The organism is Croceimicrobium sp., from assembly GCF_965228705.1.
GTDB lineage: Bacteria > Bacteroidota > Bacteroidia > Flavobacteriales > Schleiferiaceae > Croceimicrobium.
On the sequence record NZ_OZ245832.1, the window covers coordinates 262,478 to 280,881 of the forward strand.

The 18,404-nt window shown below is 43.4% G+C and carries 17 protein-coding genes; 15 read left to right on the plus strand and 2 right to left on the minus strand.

Annotation, left to right across the window (positions count from 1 at the left end; all coding sequences use genetic code 11):
* Nucleotides 1-8 precede the first annotated feature (8 nt).
* The 9 genes from ACO05P_RS01165 (at nt 9) to ACO05P_RS01205 (ending at nt 9,729) form a co-directional block, all read left to right on the plus strand.
* Nucleotides 9-1,220 carry a glycosyltransferase gene (locus ACO05P_RS01165; RefSeq protein ID WP_421752958.1) on the plus strand — a complete coding sequence of 404 codons (1,212 nt, stop codon included), beginning with the start codon at nt 9-11 and terminating at the stop codon, nt 1,218-1,220.
* Nucleotides 1,195-2,118 carry a sulfotransferase family protein gene (locus ACO05P_RS01170; protein WP_421752959.1) on the plus strand — a complete coding sequence of 308 codons (924 nt, stop codon included), beginning with the start codon at nt 1,195-1,197 and terminating at the stop codon, nt 2,116-2,118. Before ACO05P_RS01165 ends, ACO05P_RS01170 begins: the two co-directional genes overlap by 26 nt.
* Nucleotides 2,119-2,127: 9 nt before the next feature.
* Nucleotides 2,128-3,441 (plus strand): lipopolysaccharide biosynthesis protein, encoded by a 1,314-nt coding sequence (locus ACO05P_RS01175; RefSeq protein ID WP_421752960.1) that lies wholly within the window; start codon nt 2,128-2,130, stop codon nt 3,439-3,441.
* A gap of 77 nt (nt 3,442-3,518) precedes the next feature.
* The gene (locus ACO05P_RS01180; RefSeq protein ID WP_421752961.1) at nt 3,519-4,862 is read left to right on the plus strand and encodes a sigma-54-dependent transcriptional regulator; all 1,344 of its coding nucleotides are present in this window, start codon (nt 3,519-3,521) and stop codon (nt 4,860-4,862) included.
* Between the two features lie 10 nt (nt 4,863-4,872).
* Nucleotides 4,873-5,211 (plus strand): Hpt domain-containing protein, encoded by a 339-nt coding sequence (locus tag ACO05P_RS01185; protein ID WP_421752962.1) that lies wholly within the window; start codon nt 4,873-4,875, stop codon nt 5,209-5,211.
* Nucleotides 5,212-5,598: a response regulator gene (locus ACO05P_RS01190; protein WP_421752963.1), complete on the plus strand. Its 387-nt coding sequence runs from the start codon at nt 5,212-5,214 to the stop codon at nt 5,596-5,598.
* Complete coding sequence (locus tag ACO05P_RS01195; RefSeq protein ID WP_421752964.1) at nt 5,595-6,752, plus strand: sugar transferase; 1,158 nt, start codon at nt 5,595-5,597, stop codon at nt 6,750-6,752. Before ACO05P_RS01190 ends, ACO05P_RS01195 begins: the two co-directional genes overlap by 4 nt.
* Complete coding sequence (locus tag ACO05P_RS01200) at nt 6,752-7,480, plus strand: TolC family protein (protein ID WP_421752965.1); 729 nt, start codon at nt 6,752-6,754, stop codon at nt 7,478-7,480. The genes ACO05P_RS01195 and ACO05P_RS01200 overlap by 1 nt, the downstream gene beginning before the upstream one ends.
* Before the next feature lie 5 nt (nt 7,481-7,485).
* On the plus strand, nt 7,486-9,729 hold the full coding sequence (locus tag ACO05P_RS01205) for a GumC family protein (RefSeq protein WP_421752966.1): 2,244 nt from the start codon (nt 7,486-7,488) through the stop codon (nt 9,727-9,729).
* A 1-nt stretch (nt 9,730) separates the two neighbouring features.
* Here ACO05P_RS01205 and ACO05P_RS01210 read toward each other — a convergent pair whose 3' ends face one another.
* Nucleotides 9,731-11,194, minus strand: coding sequence for an O-antigen ligase family protein (locus tag ACO05P_RS01210; RefSeq protein ID WP_421752967.1), 1,464 nt, complete (start codon nt 11,192-11,194; stop codon nt 9,731-9,733).
* 5 nt (nt 11,195-11,199) lie between these two features.
* Nucleotides 11,200-11,985: a hypothetical protein gene (locus ACO05P_RS01215; RefSeq protein WP_421752968.1), complete on the minus strand. Its 786-nt coding sequence runs from the start codon at nt 11,983-11,985 to the stop codon at nt 11,200-11,202.
* Between the two features lie 165 nt (nt 11,986-12,150).
* On the opposite strand from ACO05P_RS01215, the gene ACO05P_RS01220 reads away from it, so the two are divergent.
* Genes ACO05P_RS01220 through ACO05P_RS01245 form a run of 6 tightly spaced genes read left to right on the plus strand, consistent with a single transcriptional unit; the run spans nt 12,151 to nt 18,371 of the window.
* A complete protein-coding gene (locus ACO05P_RS01220; protein WP_421752969.1) occupies nt 12,151-13,056 on the plus strand; it encodes a glycosyltransferase family 2 protein in 906 nt (301 codons plus the stop codon).
* On the plus strand, nt 13,040-14,185 hold the full coding sequence (locus ACO05P_RS01225) for a glycosyltransferase family 4 protein (protein WP_421752970.1): 1,146 nt from the start codon (nt 13,040-13,042) through the stop codon (nt 14,183-14,185). Before ACO05P_RS01220 ends, ACO05P_RS01225 begins: the two co-directional genes overlap by 17 nt.
* A complete protein-coding gene (locus ACO05P_RS01230; protein WP_421752971.1) occupies nt 14,178-15,017 on the plus strand; it encodes a glycosyltransferase family 2 protein in 840 nt (279 codons plus the stop codon). Before ACO05P_RS01225 ends, ACO05P_RS01230 begins: the two co-directional genes overlap by 8 nt.
* 2 nt (nt 15,018-15,019) lie before the next feature.
* Nucleotides 15,020-16,183, plus strand: a complete 1,164-nt coding sequence (locus ACO05P_RS01235; protein ID WP_421752972.1) for a glycosyltransferase family 2 protein — start codon at nt 15,020-15,022, stop codon at nt 16,181-16,183.
* Complete coding sequence (locus ACO05P_RS01240; protein WP_421752973.1) at nt 16,183-16,584, plus strand: hypothetical protein; 402 nt, start codon at nt 16,183-16,185, stop codon at nt 16,582-16,584. The genes ACO05P_RS01235 and ACO05P_RS01240 overlap by 1 nt, the downstream gene beginning before the upstream one ends.
* 2 nt (nt 16,585-16,586) lie before the next feature.
* Nucleotides 16,587-18,371 carry a MutS-related protein gene (locus ACO05P_RS01245; protein WP_421752974.1) on the plus strand — a complete coding sequence of 595 codons (1,785 nt, stop codon included), beginning with the start codon at nt 16,587-16,589 and terminating at the stop codon, nt 18,369-18,371.
* Nucleotides 18,372-18,404 lie beyond the last annotated feature (33 nt).

Here is an 18,404-nt window from a genome sequence, read left to right on the forward strand (position 1 = left end):
AATACGAAGTGCTCAAAGGGAGGAACATCATCTGCTATAGTCGGACTAATTGGTTCGATGATTATGCCAAGACCGTCATAGAGCTGATGAAGGTCTTTTCGGAGGAGAACCGAGTATTATACGTCGATTATCAGTTTACCTGGAAAGATGCCCTTCAGCGCCTCTTAAAAGGAGAGCAGAATCCTAACTTTTGGCAGATTCTGGGACTTAAAGATCGAATTCAGGCTTATCCTCAGGATAAAGGCGGTACTCTATATCTCTTTACACCTCCTGCTATTTTACCCACCAATTTTCTTCCTCAAGGTGCGCTATATGAGCGCTTACATCGTTGGAATGTGAAAAGGGTAAATCGGGCTATTCGGAAAGCGATGAAGCGCTTGGATATGGGCGAGGATACGGTATTAATCAATTCCTTTAATCCGGATTTTGGTGCTTATTCCAAGGGCGAGATTCCCAATTCGCTCGAAATCTACCATTGTTATGATGAAATTGGGGCAGCAGATTGGGCCGCTAAACACGGTGCTCCAGCCGAAGCCCACTATTTACCAATGGTGGATGCAACCGTGGTAACATCAGCCGGATTATTAAAAAGTAAATCTCCTCAAACACCGCAATGCTTTTTGGTGAAGAATGGAGTGAATTACGACCTTTTTCATTCAGGTTATACGGAGGAAGCTAAAGCTCCTATTATTGGCTACGTGGGGGCCATCGATTTTCGGTCGGATTATGATTTGCTTCAAGAATGCTTTAAAAGTTACCCGGATTATGAATTTCATTTTGTGGGTAAGGTTATGGAAGAGCAGATAGAGGAAATTTTAAAGCAATATCCTAATGTAAAGCTCCTGGGATCTAAGCCGGCAAAAGATTTACCAGCCTTTCTTAAAACCTGTGCAGTAGGAATTATTCCCTTCGAAATCAATGAGTTTACCAAAGGGGTTTATCCTCTAAAAATCAATGAGTATTTGGCTACGGGAATTCCGGTGGTTTCTACTCGCTTTGGTGAATTAAGTGATTTTGAAAATATTGCCAGTCTACATGAGGATGCCCAAGGATTTGCCCAAGCCCTAAAATGGGAAATTGAAAACGATAGTACGGCCAAACGACAGGAAAGAGCACAGTTTGCCAAACAGAATTCTTGGTATGGACGTGTAGATGAATTCAGCGAAATAATCAACCAACTCGAAAAATCTTTACATGGATCAGAAAGCGCTACTTCCTGATTTTGTGGTGATTGGTGCCGGGAAATCCGGAACTACTTCATTGCATGAATACCTCAATCAGCATCCTAAGATTTTCATGGGCGATAAGGAACCTAATTTCTTTGCTTATGAGTTACTTGATCCTGAGACTCTTACAGATCCCACCGATAAGGAGCATTATTTTAATTCGGTTTATAAGCTGGAGGATTACCTGGCCCTGTTTAAAGAGGCTAAGCCAGATCAACTAAAAGGAGAAGTATCCAACACTTACATCAGTAATAAGGACGCCTGGCAAAGGATTAAGCATTATGTACCTGAGGCTAAGTTGATGGCTATTTTACGTCATCCGGCCGACCGAATATTTTCGCGCTATTTTCATTTGGTTCGCGAGAATGAAATTCCGGAAGGCGGGGATTTAAATGAAGTTTTCAATAAAGAATCGATCTGGTGGCGTCGTCCGGATTTGGTGAATGAAGGATTTTACTATCGCCAATTGAAACCCTATTTCGAGCATTTTGACCCCAATCAAATTAAGATCTTCCTCTACGAAGATTTTATTGGTAAGACCGATGAAGTAGTTAAAGAAGCCTTTCAGTTTTTGGGAGTCGATCCCAATGTAAAGGTGGGTACCGATGTGGTGTATAATAAATCGGGAAAGGTGCGCAATAAGTCGGTAGATGCCTTGGTAGGACAGGAAAGTGCTCCCATTCGCTTTTTAAAGAAGTTTACCCCAGGATTACACCGTCAATTAAAAGGCAGCGTGGCTGTAAATCGTTGGTTAAATAATGTTCGTAATAAGAACCTGGAAAAACCCGATTTTGACCCTAAATTGAAACAGCGCATTATTAATGAGATATACCGTGAGGATATTGAGAACTTGCAGAAACTCATTAAGCGTGATCTGAAACACTGGCTCTAAAATTTCATCTTGCTACAGAAATTAAAATCCCAGAAGTTCCTCAGTATGGTTACCTCCGTACTGGGCGCGGCTTTTGCCCTTCTTACCTTTGGCTATTTGGCCCGGGCCTTAACTAAGGAGGAGTTTGGGATTTATGGGATTTACCTGGCGATCATCACCACCTTCGAAATGCTTCGCAATGGCTTGGTAGGAAAGCCCTTCATTAAATTCATGGCCGAATCGGATGATGAAGAGGAGAAGCGAGGCATTATTGGTAGTTCCTGGGCCTTTTCCTTTCTGAGCACACTGGTCTTTGCCGGGCCTTTGAGTTTAGCCATGTTGGCTTGGTATATATATCAACCTTCTGAGGAGGTCCTGGTCTATGCCCTTTTTATCCCAATTCAAGCCATTAGTACGATTCCCTCTAATATGGCGCAATGGCGCTTGAATGCAGACCTTCGCTTTGACTTATTGATTTGGCTACGCCTGAGTAATCAAGTGTTCAATTTTGTAGGCGTTTTATGGGCCTACTATTTTGGATATGGTCTTTGGGCGGTAATGTGGATTACCATCATCTCTAATTTTAATCCGTCCTGGATAGCCTTGATTTTTGATTGGGATGGACTGCGCCAAATTCGCCGTGCGCAAAAGGAATGGATTTCGCGCTTGTACAAATTCGGTCGCTACACGATGGGAACCCTCATTGGCGGAACGCTATTGCGCGGTAGTGACGATTTCTTGATTCGGATTTTTATGGGGCCGGAAGCGGTAGCTCTTTATCAGGTACCCAACCGTTTGGTAAACTTGATTGACATCCCATTACGTGCATTGGTAAGCTTCTCTTTTCCGAGCCTGGCCCGCTCAAATAAAAGTGGCGATGATGAGGCCTTTAAGCGCGAGTTTGAAGCAGCAACAGCCTTTGCCTTTGTGCTGCTTCTACCCATGGCTATTGGGGCTTTCATATTTGCCGAACCTTTGGTATTGCTAATGGGAGGCGAGAAATACCTGGACTCAGCTATTATCCTGCGCATCTTTGCCATCTTTATGGCCTTTAGTGCCCTGGATCGATATGCCGGGGTAGGCCTTGATGTTTTGAATCGCCCTCAGATCAATATGCGCAAGGTGATTGTTATGCTTAGTGTGAATATTATTGGAGATATTCTGGTACTCTACTTCTTTGAAAGCCTGCCCTGGGTGGCAGCCATCTCCATCATAACCTTTAGTGTGGGAACCTTGCTGGGTTTCTATTATATGCGCGATCGTGTGCCCCTTCGCTTGTTATTCTGGCTGAAATTGGGCACCGTACAGATCCTCAATTTTGTTAAAAAGCCTGTGAGAAAATAGGCTTTATCTGCCTACAGCTATTTTCCCAAACTGGGATTAAGTCCTAAATTTGGGATAAGTCAGCGTCTATGTCTTTGATGAAAATTTTTTTGGTAGAGGATAGTATCCCTTATGCCAAGCTGTTAATGCATCACCTGGGCTTAAATCCCGATAATGAGGTGGAGCATTTTAGTGACGCTGCTTCTTTCTTAAAGCAATTACATAAGGTTCCCGACTGTATTTTACTCGATTATTCCTTGCCGGATTTGAGTGGTATTGACGTTTTAAAGCGCATTAAATCACAGCATCCGGATTTACCAGTTTTAATTGTGTCTGGTCAGGAAGATGTAGGTACCGCGGTAGATTTATTACGCGAGGGAGCTTATGATTATATCGTAAAAGATGTAAATGCCAAGGATCGAATTTGGAAAGCCTTGAATAATATTCGAGAGAATGCACGCCTCCGGAAGGAGATCGATGTACTTCGTGAAGAGGTGAACCTCAAATACGATTTCAGCAATATTATAGGTAGCAGCCCTGGTCTTAAAAAGGTCTTTAAGCTGATTGAAAAGGCAGCCCAAACCAATATTACGGTTTCCATCACCGGCGAAACCGGTACCGGTAAAGAATTGGTAGCCAAGGCTATTCATTACAATTCGAAATTCCGAGGCAAGCCCCTAGTGTCCATAAATATTGCCGCTATTCCCAGTGAATTACTGGAGAGCGAATTATTTGGTCATGAGAAAGGAGCCTTCACCGGAGCGGTATCCAAGCGCATCGGTAAATTTGAGGAAGCGGATGGAGGAACCATCTTTCTGGATGAAATTGGTGAGATGGATGTAAACCTTCAGGCAAAGCTATTGCGGGTTTTACAAGAAAAGGAAGTGATGCGATTGGGAAGCAATAAAGCGGTAAAGATCAATACCCGCATTTTAGTAGCTACCCACCGCGATTTGAAGGAGGAGGTACGAATCGGTAATTTCCGGGAAGACCTCTATTATCGTCTTTTAGGATTACCAATACACTTACCGCCACTGCGGGAACGGGGAGGAGACATAATGATGTTGGCTAAGCATTTTTTGCAAGAATTTAGCAAGGAAAATGATTTTGGCGACCTGCGAATTAGCTCCGAAGTGCAGCAAAGATTATTGTCTTATCCCTGGCCGGGAAATGTTCGGGAATTAAAAGCGATAATGGAGCTGGCAGCGGTGCTTTGCGATGGTGGAGTAATTGAGGAAAAAGACCTGAATTTTAACTCTGTTACTGATGAAATGGATACCTTAGTATCGGAGGGATTAAGTCTAAAGGAGTACAACCGTAGATTGATTGAGCATTATCTGCGGAAAAATGATAATAATGTGGTGGAAGTGGCTAAGCGCCTGGATATTGGTAAAAGCACCCTCTACCGAATGATCAAGAATAAGGAAATCAACATAAACTAAATTCATTCTCATGTCAGACAAAGTCTATGATCTCTCCCAACTCGAGGAACTGGGCGGCGGTGATGCAGAATTCGTAGCCATGATGGTGGCTACCTTTTTAGAACATACCCCTGGTCAGTTAGACGAGATGAAGAATGCCCACAGCAGTGGAGATTTGGCTACCCTTGGTGCCATTGCCCACAAGATCAAGCCTAATGTAGATATGTTCGGTATTAATGCCATTACTCAGGATATTCGGGACCTGGAGCAAATGGGTAAGGAAGGCATTAATAATGATGATACTCGCGCTAAGCTTCAAAAAGTGGATCAGGAACTACAAATCGCCTTCGAACAATTAAAGCAATTGTAGATGGAGGCCAATAAAAGAGAGGAGATTCTGGTGATCGATGATCAACCGATCATGCTCAAGCTTCTGGAGCAAATTCTTAAGGATCGCTATGATGTTGTGGCCCTAGAGAATGGTAAGGAGGCCTTGGAGTGGATGTATTCGGGTAACATTCCAGACCTGGTGGTTGCCGACCTCAATATGCCGGAAATTGATGGATTCGAGTACATTCAACGAATCCGCGAAAGTGGTTTCTTTTACGATGTTCCTTTAATAGTACTTTCTGGAGAGGAAAGCAGTGCAGAACGCATTAAGTGTCTGAAACTAGGGGCTAATGATTACCTCATTAAGCCTTTTAATCCTGAGGAGCTACGCCTGCGAATTGATAACTTAATTCGACTGAAAGGGTGAAAAACGTTATATACATTGGCGATCTGGATGAGGTGGAAGCTATCCTCAGCGCGAAGTTTGGCGACCGACTTAAGGCTGTGCGCAATGTGGTAGGTTTTTACAATCAATTGGATGATTTAGATGAGGTTGAATTGGTGGTTTCCGAAACTAAGCTTAAGGGCTTAAGAGGAGATGAGATATTTGAGCGCTATGCGGGATTGCTAAATGAAAAAGGCATTCCTTTTATATTGGTAGGCAATCGCTTATCCCAGAAGGTGCGCGAAAGATATCTGAAACAAGGTATTATGGAAGTAGCCTGGAACCGGGAACAATTAGAAACGGTTATAAATAAGGTGCCATTTTACCATTCCATGCTGGATTGGCGTTTGCATCAAAAAAGGGAGATGCAAAAAACGGAATACCGCATTCCGGTGGCCAAGCGTATATTCGATATAGTCGTGGCCGGAACTGCCTTATTACTCTTATCACCCTTATTGATCCTAACCATTATTGCCATCCGACTGGAGTCGAAGGGAAAGGTGTACTATATTTCGAAAAGGGTGGGAACCGGATATCGGGTATTCGACTTTTACAAGTTGCGCTCCATGTACACGGATGCTGACCAGCGCCTGAAGGAATTAAAGCATTTAAACCAGTATGCCGAAGAAGCTAAGAAGGCGGAATCGGAAAGGTCTACAGGTATTCCTAAAGAAAAATCACATCATAGTTCAGCACCGCAGCTAATTAATAAAGATGGGTCACCAATGACGGAAGAAGAGTATCAGGAGCTTCGCCGAAAGCAAGCTGCCGGAACCTTCGTGAAGTTTAAGAACGATCCTCGCATTACTCGAGTGGGGCAAATTATCCGTAATACCAGTATCGATGAACTTCCCCAGCTGATTAATGTGCTTAAGGGGGATATGTCGATTGTAGGAAACCGCCCCTTACCTCTGTACGAAGCAGAGCAATTAACCTCGGATGATTGGAGTCAACGCTTTTTAGCCCCAGCGGGAATTACCGGCTTATGGCAGGTAGAAAAGCGCGGTGGTGGTAGTATGAGTGAAGAAGAACGCAAAGGACTGGATAATAAATACGCACAGAATTTCAGCTTCTGGAACGACATACGTTTAATCTTGCGTACCATTCCTGCCTTGTTTCAAAAAGAAAATGTTTGATGTTGCGAAAACTGTTTCTGCTACTGGGATTTCTATGCCTGTTTGCCCACAATAATTTACAGGCCCAAACTTTCGGGAGAACGGAGAAAACAGTCAATGAGGATTCATTAATCATTGACCTGGCAGATTACCTTCCACCTTTAAACCTCTTGATTGATTCTGCAGTGGCCAATGCCCCACAAATTGAATACTATCGTCAGAGGCAATTAATGTTCGAATACGAGATTGGCATCGGACGCAATCAATGGATGGAAGGCGTAAGGGTATATACCAATTATAACCTGGGAACCAGTGGTGCCAGTGATGGCAATATTTTTATTCAAGGTTTTCAATACGGTATTAATGCGCAGATTCCGCTGAGTATGTTTTTTGGTCAAAGGGATGCTGGTAAAATGTCCAAGGCAGCCAGTATGGCGGAGGAGGCTCAAAAGAAACGTACTATAATTGAAATTGAAACGGAGGTGGAAGAAACCTTTAGCCGACTTTTTATGCTTCGTGATTTGATTAAGGAAGCCACCAATGCAAAAGAATCTGCCCAATTCATTTATGAACAGTCAGAAGCCAAGTATATTCGCGGCGAAATTTCGTTGGATGAACTTGGGCAAAACGCGGACCTTCGCACCAAGTGGGCCACAAATTATATTACCTTAAAAACCCAGTTTTACGACACTTACCGTCGGCTAGAGCGCTTAGTAGGCGTGCCTTTCAGTAAGTTTAATGATAATTAGTCTCAATGACCCTGATCCAGTTTTTTAGACTTCTCAATAGGAACTTAAACTTGTTCCTGCTGTGTTCTATTACACTGGCAGTGGTCACCTTCATTTTCACTCGTAAGCTGCCGAAAACCTACGAAACCCAAACCGAAATCTTTACCGGTATTGCTTCGGGTATTAATGTAGATGCGGTTGATAATGTGAAAGTCGACTTCCTTACTTCGGCTACAGAGTTCGATAACTTGATTAACATTATTAAGTCGCGTGAAACCCTGGAAGAAGTAGGGATGCGATTATTAGTTCAGCATATGATGCTGGATAGTGCTGATCCCGCTTATATTGGCCAGGAATACTGGGGGCATTTTCGCTGGAAGATTCCCGACAGCGTGGAGCAAGAATTGTTAGTGCCTTACAGCGTTGATTCTACCTTAACCAATCTCTACCGTTACAAGGAATTACATTGGGATGATAATCGGGTAAAGTCCACCTTTGAAGGAGGAGATTCTCCTTACAGTTGGAAACGTATTTCTTCCATTGGTGTAAGCCGGGTACAGAGTTCCGACCTTTTAAGAATCTATTATTCCTTTCAAGATCCCGGAATTGCTCAGAATACCTTATTGATTTTGAATGAGGTGTTTATGAGTAAAATGGCCCTCATCAAATCGGAGCAAAGCGCCAGCGTGGTGGGTTATTTTGAAGAGAAGGTAAATGAAGCGGCTCGGGCTCTGGCAGAAGCAGAAGAGCAATTACAGGAATTTCGCATTGTAAATCGGGTAATTAATTACCAGGAGCAAACGCGTTCCCTTACGATTGAGAAGGAGCGCATGGAGGATGAGTATCAGGCCGAAATTGCCAAACAGCAAGCAGCTATGGCAGCACTTCGGAAACTCGAGGAGCAATTGGCGCTGAATAATATTATGGTGCAATTGGGGAATGATATCCTCAATAAAAAGCAGGAGTTAATTGATATGCGCTCCAAAATTGCGGAGTTGGAAACCTATTTGAATGATGCTGACCTGCTCCGAAAAATGCGCGCCAAAGCGATGCATATTGAGGAAGAAGTACGTAATATGCTGGCTACCCGTTATGCCTATAGTCGCACCACTGAGGGCATTCCGGTATCTACCATTATTAATTCCTGGTTGGATGCTTCTCTGGCTTTAGATGCCGCCAATGCGCGAGTAGAAGTATTCTTAAAGCGGAAACAGTATTTCCGAGAGCAATATGATAAATACGCTCCTCTCGGTTCCAAATTTGCACGCTTGGAGCGTGATATCGATATTAAGGAAGCCAATTATCTCGAATTATTAAATAGCCTCAATCAGGCCTTATTGCGCCAAAGAGGTGAAATGGTAGCCAGTGGTGGTCAGGTTGTTACCCAGCCACCACCTTTCCCGCATGAGCCTAATCCAAGTAAAGTAGCCATGTTAATTATGGTTGGGGCGATTATGGGCTTTATAGTACCCTTCTTATTTGTGGTGATGAAGGAATTATTAGATACCACAATTCGCACACCGGAAAGGGGAGAGGAACAAACCAAGATGAAGTTAATAGGAGCCTATCCTGATCTTACTGCACGCAGTGAGGTGAAGAATGTAGACTTCGAATGGTTGCATGAGAAATCGGCCGCTCTGGTGGTGCAAAATCTTCGTTTGGAAGCTAAGGGCAAAGGTTCTCGACAAATGGCCAAGAACATTTTGGTATTCAGTACCCGCCCCGGAGATGGGAAACAGCTCTGTACGCATGTAATGGCCAATGAAATGGTGAGTCTTAATTTCCGGGTATTGGTTATGGGGCCTAAAGACTTACCTAAGGGAGAAACGCCTTATTACGATTATATCACCTATAAAAATGATAAGGACTTTGTAAATGCCGAACATATCACCGAGCTCATTCCAATGGGTTTTGATCCGATGCTCTATGACTATGTCTTCCTGGTTCTGGGAGCAGTACTAACCAATCCTTATCCGCTCAATTTATTGGATCAGTTTAATGTGTCAGTCTGTGTAACCGGTGCCTTTAGAAATTGGAATCGTGCCGATGCCACCGCTTTAGAGGAATTTTCGGATACATTGGGCTTTCAACCAAGATTGCTCTTAAATGGAGTGGAACCCGATTATATGAGCTCAGTACTGGGAGAGATTGCAAAAGACCGCAGTTGGTTGCGTCGCTTTATTAAGGGAATCTTGAGTTTACAGTTAAAGACCGGAACTTTTGGAAGTGGCAAGAGGCGAGATACCCGTCAGGTAAAAGGTAGGCTTTAAGCTATTTGAAAACCTTATTCTTCCGCTCTTCGGGGATACGATACACCCCATCTTCATCCCAATATTTCATGGTAAATACAAAGGCTAAAGGGATCAGTACGGTAAAGTTTACCGGAATCTGATTGAGAATTTCATTACCATAGGAGGCCGCCAATATTCCTGCAAAATTGGCGAGGGCTGCCATGGCATAATAGCGTTTTTCCCGATCCTTATAATTCCAACAGAGCCAACTGCCATAGACTAATAAAAAGATCCAGGTGTACACATAAATCGTGTAACCAATAACTCCGGTTTCGGCTCTTACCCGAGTGTAAAGCCCATCGGTAGGAAAGTTGGCCATCCAGGTCCAGGGGGTAAAACGTTGACCCCAGAACCCTGCACTTCCTACACCTGTGCCCAGGGGTTTATCTGCCAGGTAGGCTCTGAGCATTTTCCGGTTCTGAACCCTCACATTTAAGGAGGCATCATTAGGGTCTAAGGCAGACCGAAGGCGCTGTATATCGTAGTTCCCCGATCCGATATTGGTATATTTTAAAAAGACAAAACCAAAGAGCATCACCGTGGCCCCAAATATGAGGAGACGCTTATTTTTAATTAAGATCAGGTATAAGATTCCTCCGGCACCAGGCACGGCCAATGCCCCCCGAGTTCCACTAATTAACATGGCATAGAGGGCAAATACGGCAATCAGGCCATAGATAATGCGCTTGCGTAGAGAAAAGGGACCCAAGGCCAGAATTCCACAGAAAATGGTAACCGAGCCCATCGCCGGACCGTAAATACCCGCATCTGTATAAAAGGAGAAAATCCTCAGTTTCCCAAAGAGAAGGTGGGTAACATAGGCTCCCGACATCAACCAGCGATTCTCGAAGGGGTCGAGGCCAAATATTTTTTGTTTTAAGCCCCAGGCAATCCCAATGACCGAAAAAATTAACCAGACCCGTACAAAGGTTTTAAAGTCTTTCTTATCCCGAAATAATACGAAGGCAATTATAACCATCAGCATTTGATAGAGGGATAATCCCCGCATGGCATAGAACCAGGCTGGAACCGAAAGGGCCATAGGATTAGCTAATTGTAAAACCACAAAAGCCATCCAGGCAATCATGAGCAAAGAAAAGATGTGATTCCATCCAGAGAAATCGACCTTCTGCCAGTCTCTAAGAATCAGGAAAATGAGGGTGAGAACTAAGGATATATCCACCCCTAAACCCAAGGGAATATTACCCGGAACATAGCGCCCTACCGTGGGGATCAAAAAGGCAATTATAAAGGCGGTATAAAGCCCGATTTTAGGGTTCCGGGCGAAATAATAGACATAAACCAAAACCAGAGGAAGGGCCATCAGTCCCACAGCGGCTATTATTCCACCTTTGGATAGCAGATAACCACCCACAATGCCAAAGAGAATGGCAAAGAGGTATTTTAAATAATGTTGATATTTAGAAGGGACAACAAGTCGCATAAGCTTTAAAAGCCATCCAGGCTGTCGCTATCCGCAGCGGACGATTCTTGATCCCTTAAAAATACGGGAGTTTCCTTGTTTTCCAGGAGTTTATCAAAATTGGCGTCCAGGTCTAGAATCTTCATGAATTCCGCTTTATCGGTTTCAAAATAAAGGAAATCAAAGAGTACAACAGAGCCATAAAGGGAACGCCCTTGTCTTGTGAAGTTCTTTCGTACTCCTTCTACATCGTTAAACACAACGTGCAAGGAACAGAGGTGAAATCGCAGTAATAAGGGATCTTCACCTTTTTGAACAGTGAGTACTAAGTTTCGATCGAATTCGGGTTTAACGATGGTAGTTTGCTTAATCTCCTCGAGTAAATCCTCTTCATCAATCTGATTTAAGGCTCGACCTTCTAAAGAACGGATTCGTAAAACGTAAGCTTCATTACTATCCTGATCATTAAAATAATTGAGGGCATTGCGTAAATCCCGATAATAAACAATCCAGTAATAAGCGGATGAATAATCTTTCCAGCCTTTGCGGCGATTAGGGTAGCGATAGGCTCCGTCTTGAAAAAGCTTAACCAAACAGATGAGCGTATCCTGTCCGTATTTTATCTTGTATCCTCTGAGTTCCTTTAAATTATCAATGCCCAGGGCATTTTCATTGTCCTCGTAAAAGGCGGTGTTGCGGGAAATACCAATAACTGGAATGGTGTTTTCCATCGAAAGCCATTGGCCATCAAGGCTATAGCTCCAACCAGTAATGGAGTCGGAAATACTGAAATAAGGAAGGCTTTCGAACATGGGTAGATTCCGGTTTTCACGTTCTTGGGCCAACAACAGAAGGGGAAGAAAAAAAGCAATCAGAAATGCACGCATAGCTTGGAGCTTATCACAAATTTAAATTTCTCAATTGCTTGTTTTAGGTATTAATCCAAATTATTTTTACGCATTAGCTAACAATTCCCAGTGCAGCAAGTAAAAGTCTCTTTTCTAAGCGTAAACTACAAGCAACCAGCGGTTACGCTCGATTTAGTAAGCTCTTTGGAAAGGATGACTTATTCGAATTGGGAATGTATTGTGGTAGATAATGCCAGCGAATCGCAAGAATTAGAGCAGGCTTTATCTGAAAAGCCACAATTTAAATGTGTTAGATCCACAGAAAATCTTGGTTTTGCCGGTGGCAATAATTTAGGTTTACCCCTTTGTGAAGGGGAATATATTTTCTTGATAAATAATGACACTGAGGTTCCGGAAAATTTTCTGGAGCCTATTTTGGAATTCGCTTCCGGTCTCGATAATTTGGGAGCGCTAAGTCCGATGATTCGGTACTTTGATGAACCTCAGAAAATTCAATTTGCTGGTTGCACCGAGATGAATAAAATTACCCTGCGTAATTCCGGTATTGGTGATGGAGAGCTGGATGAAGGGCAGTATAATAAAGCCTATCCTGTGCCTTTTTGCCATGGGGCCGCTATGATGGTGCCGCGGGCGGTGATCGACAAGGTAGGGGAGATGCGGGATGATTATTTCCTCTATTATGAGGAACTGGACTGGTGTGAAAGAATTAGGCAAGCAGGTTATGAGAACTGGTTCTGTGGCTATTCTTTTCTCTGGCATAAAGAGTCGGTGTCTACCGGTCGGAATAGTCCCTTGAAAACCTATTACCTTACCCGAAACCGATTACTTTTTGCGCGCCGCAATTATGGAGCCTTCACTCAGCTATTAAATTACCTCTACTTTGGATTAGTGGCCCTTCCAAAAAATTTAATCAGCTTTGGATTGAAAAAGGAATTTGGACAAGCCCGCTCTTTTTGGCGAGGCTATGTATATAATTTAACCCACAAAGCAAGCGATAGTGCGGATAGGTATTGAAGCCCAAAGGATCTTTAGGGAGAAGAAACACGGAATGGATTTCGTGGTACTGGAACTGATCCGGGAATTGCAGCATATTGATCAAGAAAACGAGTACTTCATTTTTGTAAATGATGGTCCCGATAATCAGGTCATACAAGAAACGGCCAATTTCAAGATTATTGAATTTGGAGGCGCCTATCCCCTTTGGGAACAAATCAAGCTACCTCGGATGGCGAAGAAGTATAAGCTGGATATTCTGCATTGTACTTCGAATACCGCTCCGGTATTTTGCCCGGTTCCTTTGCTAGTAACCATCCATGATATTATTTACATGGAGGTGAAAAATGTAATGGGCAAAGGATATACCCCTTACCAGCTTTTTGGAAACCTATATCGAAAACTGGTGGTGAGTCGATTGGTAAACAAGGCACAGAAGATTATTACCGTGTCTAATTTCGAGCGCCAAACCATTCAAAATTACTTTAAGGATTTGCCGAGTGAAAACCTGATTGCTGTTTACAATGGTGTGAGTAAGCACTTTAAGCCGGTAGAAGATGAAAAGGAACTGGAGCGCATCACCCAGAAATATCAATTGCCTGAAAATTATGTGCTCTTTTTAGGGAATACCGATCCTAAAAAGAACACGGCCAATACCCTGGTGGCTTTCGCAGAATACTGCCATCGCTACGGAAGGGATTATAAGCTAATGGTTGGAGACTTAGATCGGGAAGTGATTCGCAAACATTTGCAGGAAGCTGGCTTGGAGGCCGAATTAGATCAAATCCAAAACACGGGTTATATACCTAATGCCGAAATGCCTGCTTTAATTAGTAAGGCAAGGGTCTTTTTATATCCCAGTTTACGCGAAAGTTTTGGGATTCCCCTCTTGGAAGCTATGGCCTGTGCAACACCGGTATTAAGTGGTCAAACCTCCAGTTTGCCAGAGGTGGCTGGCGATGCCGCATTGTTGGTAGATGTTAGCAAGCCGGAAAATATAACGGAAGGATTGCAACAATTGATTAGCGATTCGGCCTTAAGTGAAAGTCTGGTGGAAAAGGGATTGCAACGCAGTAAGTCCTTCAGTTGGGAGAATACTGCTCGTGAAACCTTAAGAGTGTATACCGAACTAATGAAGCCACATGCCTAACTTTATTCCAGGAAAGCCCGTTCAGAAATTAGTCGAATACCTTTCGCAGGATATAGAAAGTATTCGTCCTGATGATTGGTTGAAAAGACGTAAGGATTTGGCGCGTTTTCAAACGGAGAAGCCCGATTACAGCATTGTAATGATTGCCCGTAATGAAGAACGTTATCTCTTTGCTTCTCTGGCCAGTATCTCAGAGCAAAAGACGGATAAGTCCGTAGAGTTAATCCTGGTTAATAATGGTTCTACCGATCGCACTAAGGAAATTGCTGAACGTTTGGGCGTAAAGGTGGTAGACGAGTTTCGTCCGGGCTGGGCAGAAGCTCGGCAAGCCGGCTTGAAGGTAGCCAAAGGGGAAATTGTACTGAGTGCTGATGGCGATAATCTTTACAATCCGGATTGGGTAGATAAAATGCTTGGCCATTTTAGGGATCCCGAAGTAGTGATGGTTTGCAGTCAATATAGCTTTTATACCTTCGATAATCGCTATCCCCTGGATTTGCAGCTTTATCAGAATCTTCGCTGGTTAAACTCAAAGATGCGTCATGCTAAACGCCCACATTTAAATTGCCTGGGCGGTAGTTTAGCCTATCGGGCGGATATAGCACGTGAGCTTGGCGGTTTTACATTAGGGGTTGGTCGTGGTGAAGATGGTGACCTAGCCTTTCGAATGCAAGAAAGGGGGAAGATTATTTTTGATGATAGCCGCAAGGCATTTTCGCATTCTTCCTTGCGCAATGTATTGGTAGAGGAGTCCTTGTTTAAGACTCTAATGCAAAGACTCACCACGCATTTGAAGCGGATACCACAATATTTAAGCAAGCAGAAACACTAGTTATGGAACTTCTATTTTGGTTGGCCCTGGCCTTGGTATTTTACACCTATTTGGGCTATGGAATCCTGCTCTTTATTTTGGTTCGCATTAAGCGGGTTTTCGTTAAAGAAAAAGCATTTGACAGCAGTTTCGAGCCGGAAGTTACCCTGGTGATACCCGCTTATAATGAGCAAGATTATATTGCCGATAAGGCTCAAAATAGCCTGGAACTGGATTATCCTAAGGACAAGCTTCGGATTCTCTTTATTACGGATGGTTCCACCGACAATACCCCCAAGATTTTGGAAGGCATTGAAGGTGTTGAGGTGACGCATGAGAATATTCGCGCGGGGAAATCAGCAGCAGAGAATCGGGCAATGACTTTGGTGAAAACCCCAATCGTAGTTTTTTGTGATGCCAACACCTATCTTAATCCGGCTTGTATTCGCAATTTGGTTCGTCATTATACCGATCCTAAAGTAGGAGCGGTAAGCGGGGAAAAACGGGTGCTGAGCAAAGGGGCGGATACCGCAAGTGCCGCCGGCGAAGGTTTGTACTGGAAGTATGAATCGACCCTAAAAAAATGGGATAGTGAACTGTATACCATTGTTGGAGCGGCGGGTGAATTGATTTCCTTTCGCAGTGAGCTGGTCCAGGACCTGGAAGCAGACACTATTTTAGATGATTTTGTACAAACCATGCGGATCTGCCAACAGGGCTATCGGGTAAAGTATGAGCCCGAGTCTTATGCGGCAGAAACAGCCAGTGATAATGTGAAAGAGGAATTAAAGCGAAAGGTGCGTATTGCCGCTGGCGGTTGGCAATCGATGGCGCGCTTACTGCCAATATTGCTGCCTATCCCCAATCCGGTTTTAACTTTTCAGTACATCTCGCATCGGGTATTGCGATGGTCCATTTCGGCCTTAGCCTTACCATTGATTTTTATTCTGAATTATTTTCTCATTGCGCTCGGTCCTCTTTACGAGTATCTCTTTTATGCCCAGATAGCCTTTTATTTATTAGCCTTATTAGGTTGGTTCCTCGAGAATCGGGCTATAAGAGTGAAGGCACTTTTTGTGCCCTATTATTTCCTAATGATGAATTATGCGGTATTTGCAGGATTCTTTCGTTGGTTGAAAGGATCTCAAAAGGCAACCTGGGAAAGAGCTAAAAGGGCTAAAGCCTGATGCGAACCCTCATTTACATTAGCCTGCTAAGTTTAGGCCTTATTTCCTGTGGAGAGGCTGTAAATGAACCCAAGGATTTGGCTGCAGTGGCGGGATCTTATTATGGCGTTTTAAGTTTAAATCCAGATACTGAGATTGATATAAAACTCGAATTAAAGTCGAACGGCTTCTATAAAATTGTGCATCCCAGTTTAATGGGCTCGGATCAATTGGTGCGCGAAAGCGGAGTTTTTATGGTGCGAGGTGATGAGGTAGAACTAGCCCGCTCGCAAAAGGGTTTTCGCTATTTAAAAAAAATGGGAGATCAATTATTTGTTTACAATCTCTTCCATCAACCTTATACCCGTTTTTCGGACTCTGCCTTTTATTTGCAGCCTGATACCGATGCTAAAGTCTTTTAAATTTGATTGATAAGCGTGTAAATTTCTTAAAGTCGCTTCAGGCGAAAGCCGAAAAGGACCTGAAGAGCTTAAAGAAGAAAAGTCGAAACCAAAGCTGGTTACGAGCCTTAGTGATTATTGCCCTTTTAGTGCTCAGTTATTTTGCGATGCAAGGAGAGGGGCAAGCCGATTGGTTTTGGGCCTGGTTACCAGGATTAGCTCTTTTCCTTTGGATTGTACGCAGTCATGCTCAAACCAGAGAAAATCTAAAATTCACGCATTCTCTGTTGGCTATGGCCGAAGAGGAATTGGCGGCAATTGCGGGCAAGCGAATTCGGCCTGCTTATCCTTATAAAGCTCCGGCCCAACATGCTTATGCCCGCGAATTAGATTTCTTTGGAGAAGGTTCCCTGCATCATCATATCAACCGAGCGAAAACCGCGGCCGGTGCGCAGGAATTAGCGCGGGAAATGCTGGATCCCGACTGGCAAAACTGGCAAGCCCGCCAGGCCTTTTTTAGGGAACTGGAGGAGGATGCCCAATGGCTAATGGAATACCGCGCCTTAAATGATGGGCTTGAAGATAAGCCCGGTTTAAAAGAACAATTGGAGGCTTGGTCTAAAGCTGCATTTAGTGCTTTTCCCAAATGGTTCTACCTTCCCATGTTTTTGGGTTTGGCAGCAGTATGGATTTCGCTGATTCGCTTTGTTTGGGATACGCGTGTAGAAAACTTTTATCCTTTGCTTTATACTGCGGTTTTTAATTTGGTTCTACTTTCCACGCGCAGTAAGCTCCTAAGAGATCAGCAGGTGAAATTAGGGCGGGTTAGTGAAATTTTATCCGGCTTTAGCCTGATGCTATTTAAATTGGAGCAAAGGGATTTTAAAACCGATTTCGGTAAGGAATTTAAAAAGCGCTATGATCTAAGCCTTGGGGTTGGGAAGAAATGGCGTCAACTTTCCGAATTATTGAATAGCTTGGATCAGGCAGCCAATGCCATTGCTTTGGTAGTACTCAATGCCCTATTCCTGTATCATTTATTTAGATTGAAAGCACTGGAAAACTGGCATCGCAAACATGCTTCCAGCTTGGGACAGTGGTTAGATGGAGTTTTTAAAATGGAAGCCTATTTAAGCCTGGCCAACTATCAAGCTAATCACCCTGATTTTTGTTTTCCAGAGCTGACAAAGGATTTGAGATTGGAAGTAAATAAACTAGCTCATCCCTTAATTCCAGCGCAGCAAAGAGTGGCTAATGATTTTGAGATGGCCGGTCCGAAGTACATTATCCTCACCGGAAGCAATATGAGTGGCAAGAGCACCTTTTTACGCAGCTTAGGGGTAAATATGATCCTGTCTCAAATGGGTACCAAGGTTTGTGCAAGCCAGTTTCGGACTTATCCTTTTCAATTGCTTTCGAGCATGAATCCTCAGGATGATTTGCGAAATGAAACCAGCTATTTCCAAGCGGAGATTTTGCGATTACGGGCGCTTTTGGATCGTCTGAACCCCGAGCGTTTTTCCTTTTTCTTATTGGATGAAATTTTAAGAGGAACGAATTCCAATGACAAACAAAACGGTACTCGCGGATTATTGCGGCAAATTGAAGGTCGTGAAGCCTGGGGAATTATTGCTACTCATGATGTGGATATTGCTCATCTTGCGGATTCTAACCCCCATTTTCGAGCGGCATTTTTTGAATCGAAAGTAGCAGGAGAGGAATTGCTATTTGATTATAAACTCCGAGAAGGGATTTGTAAAACGCCTAATGCCAGTCTCTTAATGCGCCGATATGGTTTGATTGATTAGGCGAAAAATAAATCCTAATTAATTATTAAGAAG